We start from the raw sequence: 25044 nt of genomic DNA, 5'->3' as shown, positions 1-25044 counted from the left end.
GCTCCGACCCTACGGAGCCGGGCCCGCACCGGCACACCCCTAGACGGGATACGTGGACCCCTAGGCAGCCGCGCCTGCCCGACGGCGCCGGTCAGGCGTCCGGCACCGTCGGGTGTCCCTTTCCCCGGCCCGTCCCGCCCGGGGTCGGGCAGTGTCCGCTCAGGACTTGCCGAACTCCCGCTGGATGATGTCGAAGAGCTCGTCCCGGCTGGCCGACTCCAACTCCTCTGCGGCGGCCGGCGCCGGTGCGGTGGCGGCGGGTCGGCCCCGCCACCGGGTCAGCAGGTCCTCCAGCCGACCGACGACCGCGTCGTCGACCTGGTCGCCCGGCAGCCCGCCGAGGAGCTTGTCGAGGCGTTCGATCTCGGCCACGATCGGCAACGCCGGCTGCTCGGGCGCCAACTCGGCCCGCAGGTGACCGGCGAGCGCGTTCGGGGTGGGATGGTCGAAGACGAGGGTGGCGGGCAGTCCGATGCCCGTTGCGGCGGTCAGCCGGTTGCGCAGCTCGACTGCGGTGAGCGAGTCGAAGCCCAGTTCGAGGAAGCCGCGGGCGGGCCTGATCCCGCTCGGCGTGGCGTGTCCCAGCACCGCCGCGGCGGTGCCGCGGACCAGGTCGAGCAGGATGCGGTCGCGCTCCGACCCGGAGGCGGCGGCGAGCCGCTCGCGCAGCGCCGACGCCGCGCCGCGGTCCTCGCCCTTCGGCGCCTCCTCGGCCTGTGCGGGCTGTGCTTCGGGGATGTCGGTGAACAGACGCGACGGACGCAACGCCGTGAACGACGGCACAAACCGATCCCACCGCACATCCGCCACCACCACCTGCCCCTCACCACCATCCAACGCCCGCTGCAACGCCACCACCGCCAACTCCGGAGCCATCCCCGGCAAACCACGCCGACTCAACTGCTCCCCCGCCACCCCCACCGCCATACCCGCCTCAGCCCACGGCCCCCACGCCACCGACGTCCCCACCAACCCACGCCCACGCCGCGACACCACCAACCCATCCACAAACGCATTCGCCGCCGCATACCCCACCTGACCCGCAGAACCCCACACCCCCGCAATCGACGAAAAAACCACAAACGCATCCAAATCCAAACCAGCAGTCAACTCATCCAACACCACCGCACCACCAACCTTCGCCCGCAACACCTCCTCCACCTCACCCACACCCACCTCACCCAACGGCGTCAACTGCGCCACACCAGCCGCATGCACCACCGCCCGCAACCGCTCACCCCGACCCACCAAATCCCCCAACAACCCCGCCACCGCACCACGATCCGCCACATCACAACCCACCACCGACACCCGCACACCCAAACCCTCCAACCGCCCCACCAACTCACCCACACCCGGCGCACCACCACCACCCCGACTCACCAACACCACATGCTCCGCACCCACACCCACCGCCCACAACGCCACCCGCGCACCCAACGCCCCCGTACCACCCGTCACCAACACCGTCCCCGACAACCGAAAACCACCACCAACACCCGCACCCGCACCCGCACCCGCACGCACCAAACGCCGCACAAACACACCCGACGACCGCAACGCCACCTGATCCTCAACCCCCGACGACAACACCCCACACAACCGACCCCACACACCCCCACCCAACACACCCGGCAAATCCACCAAACCACCCCACCGCAACGGCACCTCCAAACCCACCACCCGACCCAAACCCCACACCGCAGAACCCGCGACATCCGCCAGCTCGTCCGAGCCGCCGACCGACACCGCCCCGCGCGTCAGCCACCACAACCGGCCCGACCCACCGACGTCGGTCAGCGCCTGCACCACGGCCAGCGCCGTCGACACCTCGGCGGCGGCCAGAACCGGGGACGCCTCCCGCGGCTCGGCCAGCGACAGCAGGGACACCACGTGGGCGTCCCGGGCGTCTGAGCTCATCGCCTCCAGCAGGAGCCGCGCCACCCGGTCGCGGTCGGCGCCGGCCGGGACCAGCACCGGGACCGCCCGGTCGGCCCGGGCAGCCAGCGCCGCGGCCACCGGGTGGTCCTCCTGCCCGGGCGCCATCAGCAGCAGCCAGGTTCCCGCCAACGTCGCGGAGTCCGGCACGGCGGCCGTACGCCACGTCGCCCGGTACCGCCAGGAGTCGACGACCGCCCGCTGCTGCGTCGCCCGCCGCCACCGGGCGAGTTTGGGCAGCAGCGCCGTGGACGGCTCGTCCGCGCCCACGGCGAGATCCTCGTCCAGCACGCCGAGGTCCCCGGACTCGACCGCCGCCCAGAACTGCTCGTCGGACGGGGCGTCGGCCCGCTCCGGAGCCGAGCCGGGCTGGGGGTCCTCCAGCCAGTAGCGCTGCCGGTCGAAGGCGTAGGTGGGCAGTTCCACCGCGCGCGGCCGGGTGCCGGTCTGGCCGAGGTACGCCGCCCAGTCGACGGCCACGCCGGCGGCCCAGAGCTGCCCCGCGGCACTGGTGAGGGTGGTGACGTCGGGCTGGCTGCGGCGCAGCGTGGCGACGTACCGCACGTCGTCGGCCGTGTCCGCCTCGGCGGCCATGGCGGTGAGGACCGCGTCCGGGCCGATCTCCAGGAAGGTGTCCACCCCCTGTGCCCGCAACGCCGCCACACCGTCGGCGAAGCGCACCGGCTGCCGCACGTGCCGCACCCAGTAGCCGGGCTCGGTGATCTCTGCGGCGTCCGCGACCGCGCCGGTCACGTTCGACACGATCGGGATCCTCGGCGACCGCCAGTCGAGCCCCGCCACCACCGACGCGAACTCCTCCAGCATCGGCTCCATCAACCGCGAGTGGAACGCGTGACTGACCGAGAGTTCCTTGACCCGCCAACCCCGCTCACGACAGGCCGCCACCACCGAGGCCACCTCGCCGACGGCACCCGACACCACCACCGACGCCGGACCGTTCACCGCCGCGACGTCCACCGCCGCGCCGGTCACGCCGATCAGCTCGGCGACAGCCTCCTCCGACGCGCCGACCGCCGCCATCACCCCACCGCTGGGCAGGGCCTGCATCAACCGACCCCGCGCCGCCACCAGGGTGCACGCATCCGCCAGGGACAACACCCCGGACACGTACGCGGCCGTCACCTCACCGATCGAGTGACCCGCCAGGTAGTCCGCCCGCACACCCCACGACGACAGCAACTCCCACAACGCCACCTCGACCGCGAACAACCCCGCCTGCGCGAACACGGTCTGATCCAACAGAGCCCCATCGGCGGTGCCCGGCTCGGCGAACACCACCTCGCGCAGCGCACGCGGCAGGCGCGGATCGATCTCCGCGCACACCTCGTCGAACGACGCCGCGAACACCGGGAACGTCTCGTACAGCTCCCGGCCCATGCCCACGCGCTGCGAACCCTGACCCGTGAACAACACCGCCCGACGACCCGCCGACACCACACCCGCAGACCGGCCCTCGGCCACCGCCAACAGACCCGCCGCCAGCTCGTCCACGTCCGAGCCCCACACCACCGCGCGATGCTCCAACGCGGCACGGGTCGTCGCCAACGACCACGACACGTCCACCGGCGACAGGCCACGATCGCGCACGAACGACGCCAACCGCGCCGCCTGACCCGACAGACCCCGCTCCGAACGACCCGACACCACCCACGGCACCGGCACCCCGACCGGTGCGACGGGCGCGACCGGTGCCGGGGCGGCCTCGGGCTGCTCGATGATCACGTGCGCGTTCGTGCCCGAGATACCGAACGACGACACACCCGCCCGCCGGGGACGCCCAACGCCCGGCCACTCACGCGAGGCCGTCACCAACTCCACCGCACCCGACGACCAGTCCACATGCGACGACGGCACATCCACGTGCAAAGACGCCGGCACCACACCATGCCGCATCGCCAAAATCATCTTGATGATGCCGGCCACCCCGGCGGCAGCCTGGGTATGACCGATGTTCGACTTCACCGACCCCAACAACAACGGCACATCCCGACCCTGCCCATACGTCGCCAACAACGCCTGAGCCTCGATCGGATCACCCAACGACGTACCCGTACCGTGCGCCTCCACCACATCCACATCAGCCGCCGACAAACCCGCAAACGCCAGAGCCTGCCGGATCACCCGCTGCTGCGACGGACCGTTCGGCGCCGTCAAACCATTCGACGCACCGTCCTGATTCACCGCCGTGCCCCGCACCACCGCCAACACCCGACGCCCGTCACGTTGCGCATCCGACAGCCGCTGCACCAGCAGCACGCCGACACCCTCGGACCAGCCCGTGCCGTCCGCAGCGTCGGAGAACGACTTGCAGCGGCCGTCGGCGGACAGGCCGCCCTGGATCGAGAACTCGGCGAACGTGCCCGGGGAGGCCATCACGGTGACGCCGCCGGCCAGGGCGAGGTCGCACTCGCCGGACCGCAGCGCCTGCGCCGCCAGGTGCAACGCGACCAGCGACGACGAACACGCCGTGTCCACAGTCACGGCCGGGCCCTCGAAGCCGAACGAGTACGCCACCCGGCCCGACAACACGCTTGTCGCGTTGCCGGTGAGCAGGTGGCCGCCGACCTCCTGGGCCCGACCGACCGACCCGCTGGCGTACCCCTGGAAGCTGGCCCCGGCGAAGACGCCGACCGCGCCGCCCCGCAGGGTGGTCGGGTCGATGCCCGCCGACTCGACGGCCTCCCACGAGGTCTCCAGCAGCAGCCGCTGCTGCGGGTCCATGGCGAGCGCCTCACGCGGCGAGATGCCGAAGAACTCGGCGTCGAACTCGCCGGCGTCGTAGACGAAGCCGCCCCTGCGGGCGAAGGACGTGTCGGACAGGCCGCTGCTGAGGAAGCTGTCCCAGCCCCGGTCGAGGGGGAACTCGGAGATGCCGTCGCGTCCCGTGGCGAGCAGTTGCCACAGTTCTTCCGGGGACGCGACGCCACCCGGGAGGCGGCAGCCCATGCCGACGATCACGATCGGGTCGTCGTCGACGGTGGCGACCCTGCGGTCGGCCGGCGCGTCGCCCGATGCTCCGAGCACGGTCTCCCGGATGAAGGCGACCAGGGCGGCCGGCGTCGGGTGGTCGAAGACGAGGGTGGAGGGCAACGCGAGGCCCGTCTCGGCGGTCAGCCGGTTGCGCAGCTCGACTGCGGTGAGCGAGTCGAAGCCGAGACGCTGGAACGCCCGGTCCGGCCGCACCGCCTCCACGGTGGCGTGGCCGAGCACCGTGGCGACCTGGGAGCGTACGAGGTCCAGGAGGGACGCCTCGACCTCCGGCGGCGTCAGGGCCGCGAGCCGCTCGCGCAGTGCGGAGGCCCGGTCGGTGGGGCCGGTCTCGGCTCGGGACGCCGCCTCGATCGCCGCCTGTGCTTCGGGGATGTCGGTGAACAACCGCGACGGACGCAACGCCGTGAACGACGGCACAAACCGATCCCACCGCACATCCGCCACCACCACCTGCCCCTCACCACCATCCAACGCCCGCTGCAACGCCACCACCGCCAACTCCGGAGCCATCCCCGGCAAACCACGCCGACTCAACTGCTCCCCCGCCACCCCCACCGCCATACCCGCCTCAGCCCACGGCCCCCACGCCACCGACGTCCCCACCAACCCACGCCCACGCCGCGACACCACCAACCCATCCACAAACGCATTCGCCGCCGCATACCCCACCTGACCCGCAGAACCCCACACCCCCGCAATCGACGAAAAAACCACAAACGCATCCAAATCCAAACCAGCAGTCAACTCATCCAACACCACCGCACCACCAACCTTCGCCCGCAACACCTCCTCCACCTCACCCACACCCACCTCACCCAACGGCGTCAACTGCGCCACACCAGCCGCATGCACCACCGCCCGCAACCGCTCACCCCGACCCACCAAATCCCCCAACAACCCCGCCACCGCACCACGATCCGCCACATCACAACCCACCACCGACACCCGCACACCCAAACCCTCCAACCGCCCCACCAACTCACCCACACCCGGCGCACCACCACCACCCCGACTCACCAACACCACATGCTCCGCACCCACACCCACCGCCCACAACGCCACCCGCGCACCCAACGCCCCCGTACCACCCGTCACCAACACCGTCCCCGACAACCGAAAACCACCACCAACACCCGCACCCGCACCCGCACCCGCACGCACCAAACGCCGCACAAACACACCCGACGACCGCAACGCCACCTGATCCTCAACCCCCGACGACAACACCCCACACAACCGACCCCACACACCCCCACCCAACACACCCGGCAAATCCACCAAACCACCCCACCGCAACGGCACCTCCAAACCCACCACCCGACCCAAACCCCACACCGCACCACCGTCCAGGTCGGTCAGAGGCTCGGAGTCGTCCACGGAGACGGCACCGCTGGTCAACCACCACAGCCGCCCCTCGACCTCGGTGACTGCAAGCGCCTGCGCGACCGCCAGTGCCTCGACGACACCGGCACCGGCCAGCGACATCAGCGAGATCATCCCGGCGACCGGTCCTGCGGCCGCCGAGGCGGCGGACAGCCGACGCGCGATCCCGTCCCGGTCGAGCTCGTCCAGCACCACGGGGATCATCTCGGCGCCCCGCTCCGCCAGCCCGGCCAGCAACGGGTGGTCCTCCTGGCCGGGGACCATCAGCACCAGCCAGGAGCCGGTCAGGTTCTCGTTCCCGGTCACGTCCTGGCGCCGCCAGACCACGCGGTAGCGCCAGGAGTCCACAGTCGACCGCTGCTGTGCGGCCCGCCGCCACTGCGCGAGCTTCGGCAGGACCGCGCTGAACGGTTCGTCCGCGCCGACGCCCAGCTCGCCGCCGACCAGGTCGGGGTCGCCGGACTCCACGGCCGCCCAGAACCGCCCGTCGAGAGCTTCGCCGTGCGCGTCCCGGCGGGCCGCGGGCGCCGCCTCGGGCCAGTACCAGGTGTGGTCGAAGGCGTACGTGGGCAGGTCGACCACGCCCGGCCGGGCACCGGTCTGACCGTGGTAGGCAGCCCAGTCCACCGGCACACCCGCCACCCACAACTGCCCCAGCGCCGACGTCAACACGCCGACCTCCGGCTGATCCCGCCGCGACGCCGCGACACACCGCACCCCGGCATCAGCGACGATCTCCGCCACCATCGCCGTCAACGTCGCATCCGGGCCGATCTCCAGGAACGTGTCCACGCCCTGCCCCCGCAGAGCAGCCACCCCGTCGGCGAACCGCACGGGCTGCCGCACATGCCGCACCCAGTACTCCGGGTCAACCAACTCCAGCGGCTCCGCGACCGCGCCGGTCACGTTCGACACGATCGGCACCCGCGGCACCCGCCAGTCCAGCCCCGCCACCACCGACGCGAACTCTTCCAACATCGGATCCATCAACCGCGAGTGGAACGCGTGACTGACCGCCAGTTCCTTGACCCGCCAACCCCGCTCACGAGAAGTCCCCACCACCACCGCAACCTCATCGGCGGCACCCGACACCACCACCGACGCCGGACCGTTCACCGCCGCCACGTCCACCGCCGCGCCGGTCACGCCGATCAACTCGGCGACAGCCTCCTCCGACGCGCCCACCGCCGCCATCACACCGCCGCTGGGCAGGGCCTGCATCAACCGGCCCCGCGCCGCCACCAACGTGCACGCATCCGCCAACGACAACATCCCCGACACGTACGCGGCCGTCACCTCACCGATCGAATGACCCGCCACAAAATCGGCCCGCACACCCCACGACGCGAGCAACTCCCACAACGCCACCTCGACCGCGAACAACCCCGCCTGCGCAAACACCGTCTGATCCAACAGAGCCGCAGTCTCCGAACCCGGCTCGGCGAACACCACCTCGCGCAACGCACGCGGCAACAAGCCGTCGAAACGGGCGCACACCTCGTCGAACGTCGACGCGAACACCGGAAACGCGTCGTACAGGTCCCGGCCCATGCCCACGCGCTGCGAACCCTGACCCGTGAACAACACCGCCCGACGACCCGCCGACACCACACCCGAGACCCGGCCCTCGGCCACCGTCGCGAGGCCCGCCGCCAGCTCGTCGACGTCCGAGCCCCACACCACCGCGCGATGCTCCAACGCGGCACGGGTCGTCGCCAACGACCACGACACGTCCACCGGCGACAGGCCACGACCACGCACGAACGACGCCAACCGCCCGGCCTGACCCGCCAGACCTCGCTCCGAACGACCCGACACCACCCACGGCACCGGCAGAGCCACGGAAGCGCCCTCGGCAGACGCCGGGGCAGACTCCGGCTCCGCCGCGACCTCGGAGACGGCCTCGGGCTCCGGCTGCTCCAGAATCACGTGCGCGTTCGTCCCCGAAATACCGAACGACGACACACCCGCCCGCCGGGGACGCTCCACGCCCGGCCACTGCCGCGACTCGGTCGCCAACTCCACCGCACCCGACGACCAGTCCACATGCGACGACGGCGCATCCACGTGCAACGACGCCGGCACCACCCCATGCCGCATCGCCAAGACCATCTTGATGATCCCGGCCACCCCCGCAGCCGCCTGCGTATGACCGATGTTCGACTTCACCGACCCCAGCAACAACGGCACATCCCGACCCTGCCCATACGTCGCCAACAACGCCTGCGCCTCAATCGGATCACCCAACGACGTACCCGTACCATGCGCCTCCACCACATCCACATCAGCCGCCGACAAACCCGCAAACGCCAGAGCCTGCCGGATCACCCGCTGCTGCGACGGACCGTTCGGCGCCGTCAAACCATTCGACGCACCGTCCTGATTCACCGCCGTGCCCCGCACCACCGCCAATACCCGACGCCCGTCACGTTGCGCATCCGACAGCCGCTGCACCACGAGCACCCCGACGCCTTCGCCCCACGCGGTGCCGTCCGCAGACTCGGCGAAGGCCTTGCAGCGGCCGTCCGCCGACAGCCCGCCCTGGCGGGAGAACTCGATGAAGGCACCCGGGGTGGACATCACGGTGACGCCGCCGGCCAGCGCGAGGTCGCACTCGCCCGACCGCAGCGCCTGCACCGCCAGGTGCAACGCCACCAGCGACGACGAACACGCCGTGTCCACAGTCACCGCCGGCCCCTCGAAACCGAACGAGTACGCCACCCGGCCCGACAACACGCTCGCGGAGGCGCCGGTCGCGCCGAATCCGGCGAGCGCCTCCCCGGCCTGGCGTACGACGGTCTCGTAGTCCTGGCCGTTGGTGCCGGCGAACACCCCGACGCGGCTGCCGCGCAGCGCGAGGGGTTCGATCCGGGCGTCTTCGAACGCCTCCCAGGAGACCTCCAGCAGCAGCCGCTGCTGCGGGTCCATGGCGAGCGCCTCCCGCGGCGAGATGCCGAAGAACTCCGCGTCGAAGCCGCCCGCGTCGGCCAGGAACGCCCCCCGCGAGACGTAGGAGTCGGTGCCGGCCAGCGACTCCAGGTCCCAGTGCCGGTTGGCCGGGAAGTCCGACATCGCGTCGGCACCGGCCGTCAGCAGGTCCCAGAGCCCCTCCGGGGACTCGGCTCCGGCCGGGAAACGGCAGCCCATGCCGACGATGACAATCGGGTCGTCGCCCACGACGGGGCCGGTGGCGGCGGGGACGGGCAGCGCCTGCCCGCCGAGCAGCTCGGCGTGGATGTGGCCGGCCAGGGCGGCGGAGTTCGGGTAGTCGAAGGCGAGCGTGGTCGGCAGCGCGAGGCCGGTCGCCGCGTCGAGCCGGTTGCGCAGCTCGACCGCCGCCAGTGACGTGAAGCCGAGGTCCTGGAACGCCCGGTCCGGCGCCACCCGCTCGGCGGACTCGTGGCCCAGGACGGCCGCGACCTCGGCACGCACGAGTTCGCCGAGGGCGCGCAGCTGCTCCGCACCGGACATTTCCGCCAGGCGCAGGCGCAGGTCGGCCGCCGGCACTGGGGCGTCGGCGGGCACCGCCGCGCCGGCCTCGGCCAGCAGGTCGCGGACCAGCGGGTGGGCGCGCCGAGGACCGGTGGCGGCCACCCGGGCCCAGTCGATGTCGGCCACCACGAGGTACGTCTCGTCGTGGTCCAGCGCCCGGCTGAAGGCGCGCACGGCTGTCTCCGGCGCCATCGCGCCGAAACCGGTGCGGCTGAGCCGCTGTTCGAAGTCGCCCGCGCTCACCCCGCCGTCGGCCCACAGGCCCCAGGCGAGCGAGGTCGCCGGCAGCCCCTCGGCGCGGCGGCGCTGCGCCAGGGCGTCGAGGAACGCGTTGCCCGGCGCATACGTGGCCTGGCCGGCGGCACCCATGAGGCCGGCGAGGGAGGAGAAGAGGACGAAGGCGGAGAGGTCGCTGCCCCGGGTCAGCTCGTCCAGGTTGCGCGCGGCGTCGACCTTCGCCCGCAGGGCGGTGGCCAGCTGGTCGACACTCACGGCGTCGACGACGTTGTCGTCGAGGGCCGCGGCGGTGTGCACGACCGCGCTCAGCGGAAGCTCAGCGGGGATCGAGTCGAGCAGCGTCGCGAGCGCGGCCCGGTCGGCCACGTCGCAGGACGCGAGGGTGACCCGGGTGCCGAGCCCGGCAAGTTCCTCGGCGAGGGCGGTCGCGCCGGGCGCCTCGCCACCCCGCCGGCTGACCAGGAGGAGGTGTTCGGCTCCTTCGGCGGCCAGCGCGCGGGCGACGTGTCCCCCGAGTGCCCCGGTGCCGCCGGTGATCAGCACCGTGCCGCGCGGCGTCCAGGAACCGCGCGCACCGGTGTCGCCGTACGTCGCACGAACGAGCCGGCGGGCGTGGCCGCCGGTGCCGCGCAGGGCGATCTCGTCCTCCTGGCCGGTGCCGGCGATCAGCGTCCGGAGCATGCGCACGATGTCCTGGTCGGGCTGCTCGGGGAGGTCGACGAGCCCGCCCCACCGGTGCGGGTGCTCGGCGCGCAGCACGCTGCCGAAGCCCCACGCCATGGCCTGCACGGGGTCGACGTGCCGGTCGCGGGATCCGACGGAGACCGCGCCGCGGGTGACGATCCAGAGCCGGGCGGCGATCCCGGCGTCGCCGAGCGCCTGCGCGAGCGCGACCGTGCCGGCGAGGCCCGTCGGCACGGAGGCGGCTCCGGCGTACGGCCGGGTGTCGAGGGCCAGCAGGGAGAGTACGGGCAGCACGTCCCCGTCGCGGCCGGTCGACGCCTCGGCGAGGTCGTGGGCGAGGCGCTTGCGGTCGCACGTGGCGTCGACCTCGACGATCCGCCAACCGACGGCGCCGAGGGCGGCGGCCCAGTCCGTCACGGCCGCGTCGGCGTCGGCCGGTACGACGAGCAGGAAGTCGGTCGCCTCGGCGCGGGCGGCGTCGTCCGTGAGCGGCTGCCAGGCCACCCGGTAGCGCCAGGAGTCGAGGGCCGCCTCGGCGTCCCGGCGGCGTCGCCAGGTGGACAGCGCCGGCAGCACGTCCGCGAGCGGGGCGTCGGCGTCGACGGCCAGGCTCTCGGCGAGGGTCGTCAGGTCCTCCGCCTCGATCGCCCGCCAGAAGTCCTCGTCGGCGGCGGTACGCCGGGCGGCGGGGGGACGGTAGGACCGCGTCGCGGCATTGATCCAGTAACGTCGATGGTCGAAGGCGTACGTGGGCAGGTCGACCACGCCCGGCCGGGCGCCGGTCTGACCGTGGTAGGCGGCCCAGTCGACCGGCACACCCGCCACCCACAACTGCCCCAACGCCGCCGTCACCGCAGCGAGCTCCGACTGGTCCCGCCGCGACGCCGGAACCCGTCGCACCCCCGCATCCGCGACGATCTCCGCCACCATCGCCGTCAACGTCGCATCCGGCCCCACCTCCAGGAAGGTGTCCACCCCCAGCGCCCGCAACGCCGCCACACCGTCGGCGAAGCGCACCGGCTGCCGCACGTGCCGCACCCAGTAGCCGGGCTCGGTGATCTCTACGGCGTCCGCCACCGCGCCGGTCACGTTCGACACGATCGGGATCCTCGGCGACCGCCAGTCGAGCCCCGCCACCACCGACCGGAACTCCTCCAGCATCGGCTCCATCAACCGCGAGTGGAACGCGTGACTGACCGCCAGTTCCTTGACCCGCCAACCCCGCTCGCGAGAAGTCCCCACCACCACCGCAACCTCATCGGCGGCACCCGACACCACCACCGACGCCGGACCGTTCACCGCCGCGACGTCGACCGCCGCTTCCGCAGCATCGATGATCCCCCGCACCGCGGACTCGGGCGCACCCACCGCCGCCATCACCCCACCGGCCGGCAGCGCCTGCATCAACCGGCCCCGCGCCGCCACCAAAGTGCACGCATCAGCCAACGACAACACCCCGGACACGTACGCGGCCGTCACCTCACCGATCGAATGACCCGCCAGGAAATCCGCCCGCACACCCCACGACGACAACAACTCCCACAACGCCACCTCGACCGCGAACAACCCCGCCTGCGCGAACACGGTCTGATCCAACAGAGCCGCAGTCTCCGAACCCGTCTCCGCGAACACCACGTCGCGCAACGCACGCGGCAACAAGCCATCGAAACGGGCGCACACCTCGTCGAACGCCGACGCGAACACCGGAAACGCGTCGTACAGCTCCCGGCCCATGCCCACACGCTGCGAACCCTGACCCGTGAACAACACCGCCCGACGACCCGCCGACACCACACCCGCAGACCGGCCCTCGGCCACCGCCGCAAGGCCCGCCGCCAGCTCGTCCACGTCCGATCCCCACACCACCGCCCGATGCTCCAACGCAGCCCGGGTCGTCGCCAACGACCACGACACGTCCGCCACCGCAAGGCCGGACCGATCCCGCACGAACGACGCCAACCGAGCCGCCTGACCCGCCAGACCCCGCTCGGAGCGCCCCGACAGCATCCACGGCACCGGCAACCCGACGGGCGCGGCAGACGCCGCGGCGTGCTCCGGCTCCGCCTGTTCGATGATCACGTGGGCGTTCGTGCCGGAGATGCCGAACGACGACACGGCAGCCCTGCGTGCGCGGCCCGCACCCGGCCACTCGCGCGCCTGGGTCACCAGCTCCACCGCACCCGACGACCAGTCCACATGCGACGAGGGCTCGTCCACGTGCAGCGTCGCCGGCACGGTCCCGTACCGCATTGCCAAGACCATCTTGATGACGCCCGCCACCCCGGCGGCGGCCTGCGTGTGGCCGATGTTCGACTTCACCGACCCCAGCAGCAGCGCGTCCCGGTCGTCGCGGTCCTGCCCGTACGTGGCGAGCAGCGCCTGGGCCTCGATGGGGTCGCCCAGCGTCGTGCCCGTGCCGTGCGCCTCCACGACGTCGACGTCGGCGACGCCCAGCCGGGCGTTCGCGAGGGCCTGGCGGATCACCCGCTGCTGCGAGGGGCCGTTCGGCGCCGTCAACCCGTTCGACGCGCCGTCCTGGTTGACGGCCGTGCCCCGCACGACCGCGAGGACCCGGCGCCCGTCGCGCCGCGCGTCCGACAGCCGCTGCACCAGCAGCACGCCGACGCCCTCGGACCAGCCCGTGCCGTCCGCCGCGTCGGAGAACGACTTGCACCGGCCGTCGGGGGCCATGCCCCGCTGGCGGGAGAAGTCGATGAACGTCTCGGGCGTCGCCATCACGGTGACGCCGCCGGCCAGCGCGAGGTCGCACTCGCCCGACCGCAGCGCCTGCACCGCCAGATGCAACGCCACAAGCGACGACGAACACGCCGTGTCCACAGTCACCGCCGGACCCTCGAACCCGAACGAGTACGCCACCCGGCCCGACAACACGCTGCTGGCGGTGCCGACGCCGAGGTAGCCGTCGAGGGCCTCCGGGACGTCGGCCAGCCCGGCGGCGTGGTTGTGGTACATCATGCCGGCGAACACGCCGACAGGGCGGCCCCGCAGGGCGAGCGGGTCGATCCGGGCGTCCTCGATGGCCTCCCACGCGGTCTCCAGCAGCAGCCGCTGCTGCGGGTCCATGGCGAGCGCCTCGTGCGGCGAGATCTTGAACAGGGTGGCGTCGAAGTCGCCGGCGTCGGCCAGGAAGCCGCCCTCGCGAGCGTAGCTGCTGCCCCGGCGCGCGCCGGACGGGTCGTACAGGTCGGCGACGTCCCAGCCCCGGTCGGCGGGGAAACCGGTGATGCCGTCGCCACCGGAGACGAGGAGGTCCCACAACTGCTCGGGGCTGCGCACGCCGCCGGGGTAGCGGCAGCTCATGCCGACGATCGCGATCGGCTCGTCGAGCGCCGCGACGGCGGCGACCGGGGTCGCCTGGGCGTCGGCCCCGGTTCCGGTCTCGGCGTCCAGGTGGTCGGCGAGGGCGAGCGGGGTCGGGTGGTCGAAGACCAGGGTCGCCGGCAGGCGCAGGCCGGTGACCGCGCCCAGCCGGTTGCGCAGCTCGACGGCGGTCAGCGAGTCGAAGCCCAGCTCGGTGAACGGGCGTCCGGCCTCGACGGCGGCGGCGTCGGCGTACCCCAGGACCGTCGCGACCTGGTCGAGGACGAGCCTCAGCAGGGCCGCGGCGCGCTCCTCGCGGTCGAGCCCGGCGAGCCGCTCGGTCAGGGCGGCGGTCTCCGCCGGGCCGGAGCGCGCGGCGCGGCGCCGGGGCGCGCGGACCAGGCCGCGCAGGACCGACGGCAGGGTGCCGGCCTCGGCCTGGGCGCGCAGCGCCGGGCCGTCCAGCACCATCGGCACCGTCGCGGGCAGGCCGGTGAGCAGCGCGGCGTCGAGGAGCGCCAGGCCGTCCGCCTCGGGAAGCGGCCGTACGCCCGCGCGGGCCAGCCGGTCGGTGTCGGCCCGGTCGAGGCCGGCTGTCATGCCGCCGCCCGACTCGGCCCACGGTCCCCAGGCCAGCGAGTGCGCGGGGAGGCCCGCGGCCCGCCGCCGGTGGGCGAGTGCGTCCAGGAAGGCGTTGGCCGCCGCGTAGTTGGCCTGGCCGGGGCTGCCGGTCACGCCCGCCGCCGACGAGTAGGTGACAAAGAGCGCGAGGCGGCTGCCGGCGGTCAGGTCGTGCAGGTTCGCGGCGGCGTCCACCTTCGGCCGGAGAACCTCGTCGAGGGACTCGGGGGTGAGCGAGGTCAGGGTGCGGTCGGCCAGTACGCCGGCGGTGTGCACCACGCCGGTGAGCGGGTGCGCCGGGTCGATCCGGTCCAGCAGCGCGGCGAGGGCGTCGGGGTCGGCGGCGTCGCACGCCTCGACCGTCGCGGTGGCGCCCAGGTCGGCGAGGTCGGCGAGCAGGTCGGCGGCGCCGGCCGCGGCGGGCCCGCGCCTGTTGGTCAGCACCAGGTGGCGGACCCCGTGCCGGGTGACGAGGTGACGGGCGACGAGCGCGCCCAGGGCACCGGTGCCGCCGGTGACCAGCACCGTGCCGTCCGGGTCCAGCGGCGGCGCCGGCGCGTCGGGTTCCGGGGCGGCGACGAGCCGGGGCACCCGGACCACGCCGTCGCGCACCGCCGCTTGCGGCTCGTCGGCCGACAGCAGGCCGGCGAGGGCGGAGGCGGAACTCTCCTCGTCGTCGAGGTCGACGACGAGGAACCGGCCGGGGTGTTCGGCCTGGGCGGACCGGAGCAGGCCCCACACGGCGGCGCCGGCCAGGTCGGCCACGTCGGCGTCGGCGTCCACGGCGACGGCGCCGCGGGTGAGGACCACCAGCCGGGACCCACCGGTGTGGCGCTCGGCGGCGAGCCAGCCCTGGAGCACGGCGAGGACCTCGGCGAGCAGGTCGTGGACCGGGCCGGGGCCGGTCGCGGCAGCGCCGGCCGCCTGGTACAGCACGACGTCGGGCACCCCCGCGTCGCAGAGCGCGGCGAGGTCGGCGTGCCGGTCGGCGGTCACGCCGGTCGGCAGCGGCGTGGGGCGGTCGCCGAGCACCGCCCAGGTCGTGCGGTCGGGCGCGCCCACGCCGCCGGCGTGCCGGGGCCAGTCGAGGCGGAACAGCGCGCGGCGCCACGGGGATCCGCCGGCGGTGAGCTCCCCCGCCGGCAGGGGCCGCAGCACCAGGGAGCCGATCCGGGCGACGGGCGCACCGGTCGCGTCGGCGACCAGCATGGACACCGTGTCCGCACCGGTGGGGGTCAGCCGTACCCGCAGCGTGTCGGCACCGTGGGCGGACAGGGTCACGTCGGACCAGGCGAACGGCATCCGGGCCTCGCCGGGGTCGACGATGCCGAACCCGACCGCCTGCACGGCGGCGTCGAGCAGCGCCGGGTGCAGCCCGTACCCACCGGCGTCGCCGGCCGCCGGGTCGGGCAGCGCCACCTCGGCGTACACGTCGGTGCCGACCCGCCAGGCGGCGCGCAGCCCGGAGAAGGCCGGGCCGTACGCGAAACCGGCCCGCGCCGCCCGCCCGGCCAGCTCCGACACGTCCAGGGAGGTGGCGTCGCTCGGCGGCCACTGCGCCGGCGTGCCGGTGTCCTCATCCGGCTCCGGGGTGAGCAGGCCGGTGGCGTGTCGCACCCAGATGTCGTCGGTGCCGGCGCGGCGGGCGTGGACGGTGAGCTGCCACGCTCCGCCACCGGCGCGTTCGGCGGCGACCTGCACGTCGACGCCGCCGGTCTCGGGCAGCACCAGCGGCGCCTGGAGGGTCAGCTCGGCGAGCCGTTCGGCGCCGACCTCCGCGCCGGCCTGCAGCGCCAGCTCCACGAACCCGGTGCCGGGGAGGAGCACGACGTCGCGCAGGGCGTGGTCGGCCAGCCAGGGCTGGGTCTCCACGGACAACCTGCCGGTGAGCGTCACCTCGTCGCCGTCGGCCGAGCGGAACACCGCGCCGAGCAGCGGGTGGCCGGTCGGGGTCAGCCCGGCGGCGGTCACGTCGGCGGGCTGCGGCAGGGGCAGCAGCCAGTAGCGTTCGCGTTGGAACGCGTACGTGGGCAGGTCGACCGGCACGGGCGGGCCGGCGAACAGGGCCGCCCAGTTCACCGGCACGCCCCGGGTCCACAGGGTGGCCGCGGCGGCCAGGGCGCTCGTCGCCTCGTCGTGCTCGGCGCGCAGCACGGGGACGCAGACCGCCTGGTCCGCGCCGACGATCTCCTGGGTGAGCGCGCAGAGCACCCCGCCCGGTCCCACCTCGACGTACGCGCCCACACCCAGCTCACGCAGGGTGGTCACGGCGGCGTCGAAGCGGACCGTGTCGCGGACGTTGCGCAGCCAGTACGCCGGGGAGCACACCTCTTCGGGGTCGAGCACCGCTCCGGTCACCGTGGAGACCACGGGGATGCGGGGCGCGGCGAAGGCCAGTTGCCCGAGCACGTCGCCGAACGCGTCGAGCATCGGGTCCATGCGGGCGGAGTGGAACGCGTGGCTGACCCGCAGCCGCCTGGTGCTGCGGCCGAGGGCCGCGAAGTGTGCGGCGACCGCCAGCACGGCGTCCTCGTCGCCGGAGACGACGACGGACTCCGGGCCGTTGACGGCGGCCAGCCGGGCGCCGGCCGTCCCGGCGACGGTGGCCAGGTGCGCGTGCACCTCCGCCTCGGTGGCACGGATCGACACCATGGCGCCACCGGTGGGCAGCGCCTGCATCAGGGTGCCCCGGGCGGCCACCAGGCGGGCGGCGTCGGGCAGCGACAGGACGCCGGCGATGTGCGCGGCGGCCACCTCGCCGACCGAGTGCCCGGCCACGAAGTCCGGCACGACACCCCAGGACTCGACGAGCCGGTAGGCGGCGACCTCGACGGCGAAGAGCGCCGCCTGGGCGTACCCGGTGCGGTCGAGAACGTCGGCGGGGCCGTCGAGCACGCCGCGCAGCGGCCGGTCGAGGTGCTTGTCCAACTCTGCGCAGGCGGCGTCGAAGGCCTCGGCGAAGACCGGGAAGGCGGCGTACAACCGCTGGCCCATGCCGACGCGCTGGGCGCCCTGGCCGGTGCAGAGCACCGCGACGCGGGTGGGGCCGGCGATCCCGCGCCGCACGGACGCCGCCGGGATCCCGTCGGCCAGCGCGCCGAGCCCGGCGAGCAGCTCGTCCCGGTCGGCACCGAGCAGCACCGCCCGGTGTTCCAGGACGGACCGGCCGGTGGCCAGGGCCCGGCCCACGGCGGCCGGCGTGGCATCGGGGTGCTCGGCGAGCCAGGAGCGCAGCCGGTCGGCCTGGGCACCGAGCGCTGCGGCGCTGCGCGCGGAGACGACCCACGGCAGCGGGTCGGGGCCGGTGACGGCGTCGGTGGCCGGCTGCGGAGCGGGCGGGGCGGCCTCGACGATGACGTGGGCGTTGGTGCCACTGACGCCGAACGAGGAGACGCCGGCGCGCATGGGCCTCGTCGCGCTCGGCCACGGGCGCGGCTCGCGGAGCAGGCTCACCGCGCCGGCCGACCAGTCGACGTGCGGGGACGGCTCGTCGACGTGCAGGGTGCGCGGCAGGACGCCGTGACGCATCGCCATGACCATCTTGATGACGCCGGCGACGCCGGCGGCGGCCTGGGTGTGCCCGAGGTTCGACTTGATCGACCCGAGCCACAAGGGCTGGTCGTCGGCTCGGTCCCGGCCGTACGTGGCGAGCAGGGCCTGCGCCTCGATGGGATCGCCGAGGCGGGTGCCGGTGCCGTGGGCCTCGACGGCGTCCACGTCAGCCGGGGCGAGCCGGGCGTTGGCGAGGGCCTGGCGGATCACGCGTTGCTGCGACGGGCCGTGCGGCGCGGTGAGGCCGTTGGAGGCGCCGTCCTGGTTGACCGCGCTGCCGCGCACCACGGCGAGCACCCGGTGGCCGTTGCGCTGGGCGTCGGAGAGCCGCTCCAGCAGCAGCAGCCCGGCACCCTCGCTCCAGCCGGTGCCGTCGGCGGTGGCCGCGAAGGACTTGCACCGCCCGTCCGGGGACAGGCCGCGCTGGCGGCTGAAGCCGATGAACGTGTCGGGGCTGGACATGACGGTGACGCCGCCGGCCAACGCGAGGGTGCACTCGCCGGAGCGCAGCGCCTGCACGGCGAGGTGCAGCGCCACCAGTGAGGACGAGCAGGCGGTGTCGACGGTGACGGCCGGGCCCTCGAACCCGAAGGTGTACGAGATCCGGCCGGAGACGACGCTGCCGTGGTTGCCCGTGCCGACGAACGCCTCCACCTCCTGCGGGACGCCGTTGAGCCGGGAGACGTAGTCGTGGTACATGACGCCGGTGAAGACGCCGGTGCGGCTGCCCTTGAGCGAGTCCACGGCGAGGCCGGCCCGCTCGACCGTCTCCCAGGCGACCTCCAGCAGGAGGCGCTGCTGCGGGTCCATGGCCAGCGCCTCGCGGGGCGAGATGCCGAAGAACCCGCCGTCGAACTCGCCGGCGTCGTGCAGGAAGCCGCCCTCGCGGGTGTACGACTTGCCGTGCGCGTCCGGGTCGGGGTCGTAGAGGTTCTCCACGTCCCAGCCCCGGTCCGCCGGGAAGGGTGTGACGGCGTCGACGCCGGACTCGACCAGCCGCCACAGCGCCTCCGGAGTCCGCACCCCGCCCGGGTAGCGGCAGCCCATCCCCACGATCGCGATCGGCTCGTGGTTCTGCTCGTCGACGGCCCGCAGGCGTTCGCTGGTCTCGTGCAGGTCAGCGGTGACGCGCTTGAGGTACTCGCGGAGCTTGGCTTCGTTCGCCATCGGGTTGATCACCTGTCGCTAAGGGGCAAGCGGCGGACTCGGGCTCAGGATCGGCCGAACTTCTGATCGATGAAGTCGAACAGCTCGTCGTCCGAGGCGTCATCGAGGGCCTGGCTGACGTCGTCGGGCCGGGCGGTGGCGTCGCTCCACCGGGTGACCAGCGTCCGGAGGCGGACCGCCACGGCGGTACGCGTCTCGTCGTCGGCGGCCAGCCGCTCCAGCTCTTCCGGCGCGGTCGCGGCGAACGCGGCCTCCAGCCGGTCCAGCTCGGCGAGCAGGCCCGGTTCGGGCTTCGGCGGGACGGCGTCGACCAGCAGGAAGTCGGCGAGGGCGGCGGGCGTGGGGCAGTCGAAGATCAGGCTCGCCGGCAGCCGGATGCCGGTGAGGGCGGTCAGCCGGTTGCGCAGCTCCACGGCCGTCAGCGAGTCGAAGCCGAGGCCGGTGAACGTCTGCCCGGACGGTACGACGGTGGCCGGCGGGTAGCCGAGCACCTCGATGACCTGCGTCTTGACGAGTTCCTCCACCAGCCGGCCGCGTTCCGCCTCGGGCGTGCCGGCGAGGCGCTGCGCGAAGGACGGACCGCCGTCGCCGCCGCCCTCGACGACGCGCCGCCGGGCCCGGACCAGGCCGCGCAGCGGCGCCGGGAGCTGGCCTGCGTCGGCCTGGCGGCGCAGCGCGGCGAGGTCGAGCAGCGCCGGCACCAGGTGGGGGCGTCCACCGTGCAGGCCGGCGTCGAAGAGGCGCAGCGCCTGGCCGGTGTCGAGTGGGCTGAGGCCGTTGCGGCTCATCCGCTGCCGCTGGGCGGCGTCGAGTGCGCCCGTCATCCCGCTGTCCGCGGCCCAGAGGCCCCAGGCCAGGGACGTGGCGGCGAGGCCGGAGGCGTGCCGGTGCCCGGCGAGGCCGTCGAGGAACGCGTTCGCGGCGGCGTAGTTGCCCTGCCCGGGGCCGCCGAGGACGCCGGCGACCGACGAGAAGAGGACGAACATCGCCAGCGGCCGCGATCGGGTCAGCTCGTGCAGGTGCCAGGCGGCGTCGGCCTTGGCGGAGAGGACGGCTGACAGCCGGCCGGGGGTCAGCGCCGAGATCACCGCGTCGTCGAGGACGCCGGCGGCGTGCACCACGCCGGTGAGCGGGTGCTCGGCGGGAACGTCGTCCAGCACCGCGGCCAGGCGGTCCCGGTCCGCCACGTCGGCGGCGACCAGGCGGGCCTGCGCACCCAGCGCGGTCAGCTCGGCGAGCAGTTCCGCGGCGCCGGGGGCGTCGGTTCCGCGGCGGCTGACCAGCAGCAGATGGCGCACCTTGTGCGTACTGACCAGGTGCCGGGCCAGCAGACCGCCGAGGGCGCCGGTGGCTCCGGTGACCAGGACCGTCCCGTCGGGGTCGAGGCCGGCGGCCGGCGCCGGGTCGAGGACGGCTGGCGCGAGCCGGGGCGTCAGCACCTGCTCGCCCCGGACCGCCAGTTGGGGTTCGCCGGTGGCGACCGCACGGGCCACCAGGTCCACCGTGCAGGACTCCGGCTGCCGCGCCTCGTCGAGGTCCACGAGCACGAAGCGGTCGGGGTGCTCGGCCTGGGCCGAACGCAGCAGGCCCCAGACCGCCGCGCCGGGCAGGTCGCCCGCACGGCAGGTGTCGCCGGCGGAGACGGCCCCGCGGGTCAGCACGACCAGCCGCCGCGCCGCCAGCCGGTCGTCGGCGAGCCAGCCCTGGACGGCGGTCAGCACTGCGGTGAGCCGGCTGCGCGTCGCGGCGGGGACCGGGGCGTGCTCGTCGTCGGCGTACGCGGCGAGCAGCACCAGTTCAGGGTCGATCCGGCCGGAGTCGACCGCCTCCGCCAGCTCGGCGAGCCTGTACCTGGCGATCTCGGACAGGTCGGACGGTGCGTCGCCGAGGAGCACCACCCGGACGGTCGCCGGGGTGCCCGGCCGCACGCTCTGCCAGCTGACGGCGTACAGCGAGTCGGCGGCGGAGTCACTGGCGCGCACCTGGTCGGCGGTGACGGGGCGAGAGACCAGGGAGTCTATCCGGGCGACGGGTGCGCCGGCCGGGTCGGTCAGGGTCAGGGTCACGCCGCCGCCGCTGCGCCGGGCGCGTACCCGCAGCGCGGTCGCGCCGACCGCCGAGAGGGTGACGCCGGTCCAGGCGAAGGGCAGGCGTACGCCGGAGGCATCCTCCTCGTCGGAGTCGAGCAGACCGACGATGTGCAGCGCCGCGTCCAGCAGGGCGGGATGCAGGCCGAAGCCGGCGACCTCGGTGCCGTCGGGCACCGCCACCTCGGCGTACACCTCGTCGTCGGTGCGCCAGACGGCGCGCAGGCCACGGAAGAGCGGACCGTACTCGACGCCCAGACGGGACAGTTCGGTGTAGATGCCGTCGACCGCGACGGCGGTGGCGGCGCTGGGCGGCCACGGCGCCGGATCGGACCTGTCGGGCTGCGGTACGGCCGGGGCGAGGATGCCCGCCGCGTGACGGTCCCACTCGCCGTCCGCGTCGGCGGCGGCTCGGGAGTGGATGGTGACCGTCCGGCGACCGTCCTCGTCCACCGCGCCCAGCTTCACCTGCACCGCCCGGGTGCCGTCCTCGGCGAGCGCCAGCGGGGCCTGGAGGGTCAGCTCGTCGAGGGTGTCGCAGCCGACCTGCGCGCCCGCGTGCAGGACCATCTCGACCAGGGCGGCGCCGGGCACCACCACCGAGTCCCAGACGACATGTTCGGCGAGCCACGGGTGTGTCAGTACGGAGAGTTGGGTGCCGAAGACCCGTACGTCGTCGTCGGCCACGCGTACGGCGGCGTCGAGCAGCGTGTGGTCGACGGGGCGGACGCCGAGCCCGGGCGCCGCCTCAGCCCCCGTAGTGGTGTTGAGCCAGTAGCGCTGATGGTCGAAGGCGTACGTGGGCAGGGCGATGGTGCGGGGACGCGCCCCGGCCGCCCGCTCGGGGCCGGACCCGTCGAGGGCGGTGAGGTATCCGGTCCAGTCGACGTGGCCGCCGGTGACGTACCACTCGGCGAGGGCGGCGCGCAGCGTGTCGGCCTCGGAATGGCCGGCACGCATCGTGGCGACGTACCGCACGTCGCCGGCCGCCTCCACACAGTCCTGCGCCATGGCGGTGAGTACGGCGTCGGGGCCGATCTCGAGGAACTGCACGACGTCCTGCTGGTGGAGCGTGCGCACCGCGTCGGCGAACCGCACGGGCTGGCGTACGTGCCGGACCCAGTAGCCCGGGTCGGTGAGTTCCTCCGCCTCCGCCACCGCGCCCGTCACGTTCGACACGACCGGCACCCGCGGCACCCGCCAATCCAACCCGGACACCACCGACGCGAACTCATCCGACATCGGATCCATCAACCGCGAGTGGAACGCGTGACTGACCGACAACTCCTTGACCCGCCAACCCCGCTCACGCGAGGCCGCCACCACCGAAGCCACCTCGCCGACGGCACCCGACACCACCACCGACGCCGGACCGTTCACCGCCGCCACGTCCACCGCCGCGCCGGTCACGCCGATCAGCTCGGCGACAGCCTCCTCCGACGCACCCACCGCCGCCATCACCCCACCGCTGGGCAGGGCCTGCATCAACCGACCCCGCGCCGCCACCAACGTGCACGCATCCGCCAGCGACAACATCCCGGACACGTACGCGGCCGTCACCTCACCGATCGAATGACCCGCCAGGAAATCCGCCCGCACACCCCACGACGACAACAACTCCCACAACGCCACCTCGACCGCGAACAACCCCGCCTGCGCGAACACGGTCTGATCCAACAGAGCCGCGGTCTCCGAACCCGGCTCGGCGAACACCACCTCGCGCAACGCACGCGGCAACAAACCATCGAAACAGGCGCACACCTCGTCGAACGACGCCGCGAACACCGGAAACGCGTCGTACAGCTCCCGGCCCATACCCGCACGCTGCGAACCCTGACCCGTGAACAACACCGCCCGACGACCCGCCGACACCACACCCGCCGACCGGCCCTCGGCCACCGCCGACAGACCAGCAACCAACTCGTCCACCGACGAACCCCACACCACCGCGCGATGCTCCAACGCAGCCCGGGTCGTCGCCAACGACCACGACACGTCCACCGGCGACAGACCACGATCGCGCACGAACGACGCCAACCGCCCGGCCTGACCCACCAGACCCCGCTCCGAACGACCCGACACCACCCACGGCACCGGCAACCCGACCGGCGCCACCCCGCCCTCGAGGTCGGCCCCGGTTTCAGCCTCCGGCTGCTCCAGGATCACGTGCGCGTTCGTCCCCGAGATACCGAACGACGACACACCCGCCCGCCGAGGACGCCCCACGCCCGGCCACTGCCGCGAGGCCGTCACCAACTCCACCGCACCCGACGACCAGTCCACATGCGACGACGGCACATCCACATGCAAAGACGCCGGCACCACACCATGCCGCATCGCCAAAATCATCTTGATGATGCCGGCCACCCCCGCGGCGGCCTGCGTATGACCGATGTTCGACTTCACCGACCCCAACAACAACGGCACATCCCGACCCTGCCCATACGTCGCCAACAACGCCTGAGCCTCGATCGGATCACCCAACGTCGTACCCGTACCGTGCGCCTCCACCACGTCGACGTCCGCCACACCCAAACCCGCGTTGGCGAGCGCCTGCCGGATCACCCGCTGCTGCGACGGACCGTTCGGCGCCGTCAAACCATTCGACGCACCATCCTGATTCACCGCCGATCCCCGCACCACCGCCAACACCCGACGCCCCTCACGCCGCGCATCCGACAACCGCTGCACCAGCAACATCCCGACACCCTCGGCGAGCGCTGTGCCGTCCGCCGCGTCGGCGAACGCCCGGCACCGGGCCACCGGGGACAGGTTTCCCTGCCTGGTGAAATCGATGAACACCGCAGGGGTGGGCATGACCGTGACGCCGCCGGCCAGCGCGAGATCGCACTCCCCGGACCGCAGCGCCTGCACCGCCAGATGCAACGCCACCAGCGACGACGAACACGCCGTGTCCACGGTCACCGCCGGACCCTCGAACCCGAACGAATACGCCACCCGGCCCGAGGCGATGCTGCCCGCGTTGCCGAGACCGAGGTAGTCCTCCACGCCCGCCGGCGGGGTCTGCGGCGGATGCGCGTACCCGCTGTGGGTCATGCCGGCGAAGACTCCGGCCCGGGCGTTCTTCAGGCTGGTGGGGTCGATTCCCGCCGACTCGACGGCCTCCCACGAGGTCTCCAGCAGCAGCCGCTGCTGCGGGTCCATGGCGAGCGCCTCACGCGGCGAGACCTCGAACAGCCGGGAGTCGAACTCGGCGGCGTCGGCCACGAATCCGCCCTCGCGGACCGAGGAGGTGCCCGGCCGGGACCGCTCCGGGTCGTAGAGCGCGTTGAGGTCCCAGCCACGGTCGGTGGGGAAGGAGGCGATCGCGTCACCGCCGGACGAGACGAGGTCCCACAGTTCCTCGGCCGTGCGCACCCCGCCGGGGAACCGGCAGCCGATACCGACGATCGCGATGGGCTGCTGCGCGTCGGCCTCGACGTCCCGGAGCCGTTGCCGGGTCCGCCGCAGGTCGGCGGTGACTCTCTTGAGGTACTCCCGGAGCTTCTCTTCGGTGTCCATCATCCCAGCCCATCGCGATTCACGGCGG

The 25044-nt window shown here is 73.4% G+C and carries 2 protein-coding genes; both read right to left on the bottom strand.

Annotated features, from left to right (window positions below; translation table 11 throughout):
• Positions 1 to 159 precede the first annotated feature (159 nt).
• Positions 160 to 19407 carry a type I polyketide synthase gene (locus tag MICAU_RS12285; protein ID WP_013285630.1) on the bottom strand — a complete coding sequence of 6416 codons (19248 nt, stop codon included), beginning with the start codon at positions 19405 to 19407 and terminating at the stop codon, positions 160 to 162.
• A gap of 44 nt (positions 19408 to 19451) precedes the next feature.
• Positions 19452 to 25016, bottom strand: a complete 5565-nt coding sequence (locus MICAU_RS12280) for a type I polyketide synthase (protein WP_432205795.1) — start codon at positions 25014 to 25016, stop codon at positions 19452 to 19454.
• Positions 25017 to 25044 lie beyond the last annotated feature (28 nt).

The organism is Micromonospora aurantiaca ATCC 27029 (genome assembly GCF_000145235.1).
Taxonomy (GTDB): Bacteria; Actinomycetota; Actinomycetes; order Mycobacteriales; family Micromonosporaceae; genus Micromonospora; species Micromonospora aurantiaca.
This window is presented reverse-complemented; position numbering and strand designations above follow the sequence as displayed.

What these genes read in the sequence shown, in the direction of transcription:
- MICAU_RS12285 (WP_013285630.1), bottom strand. Translation starts at nt 19,407, where the DNA reads ATGGCGAACGAAGCCAAGCTCCGCGAGTACCTCAAGCGCGTCACCGCT.
- MICAU_RS12280 (WP_432205795.1), bottom strand. Translation starts at nt 25,016, where the DNA reads ATGGACACCGAAGAGAAGCTCCGGGAGTACCTCAAGAGAGTCACCGCC.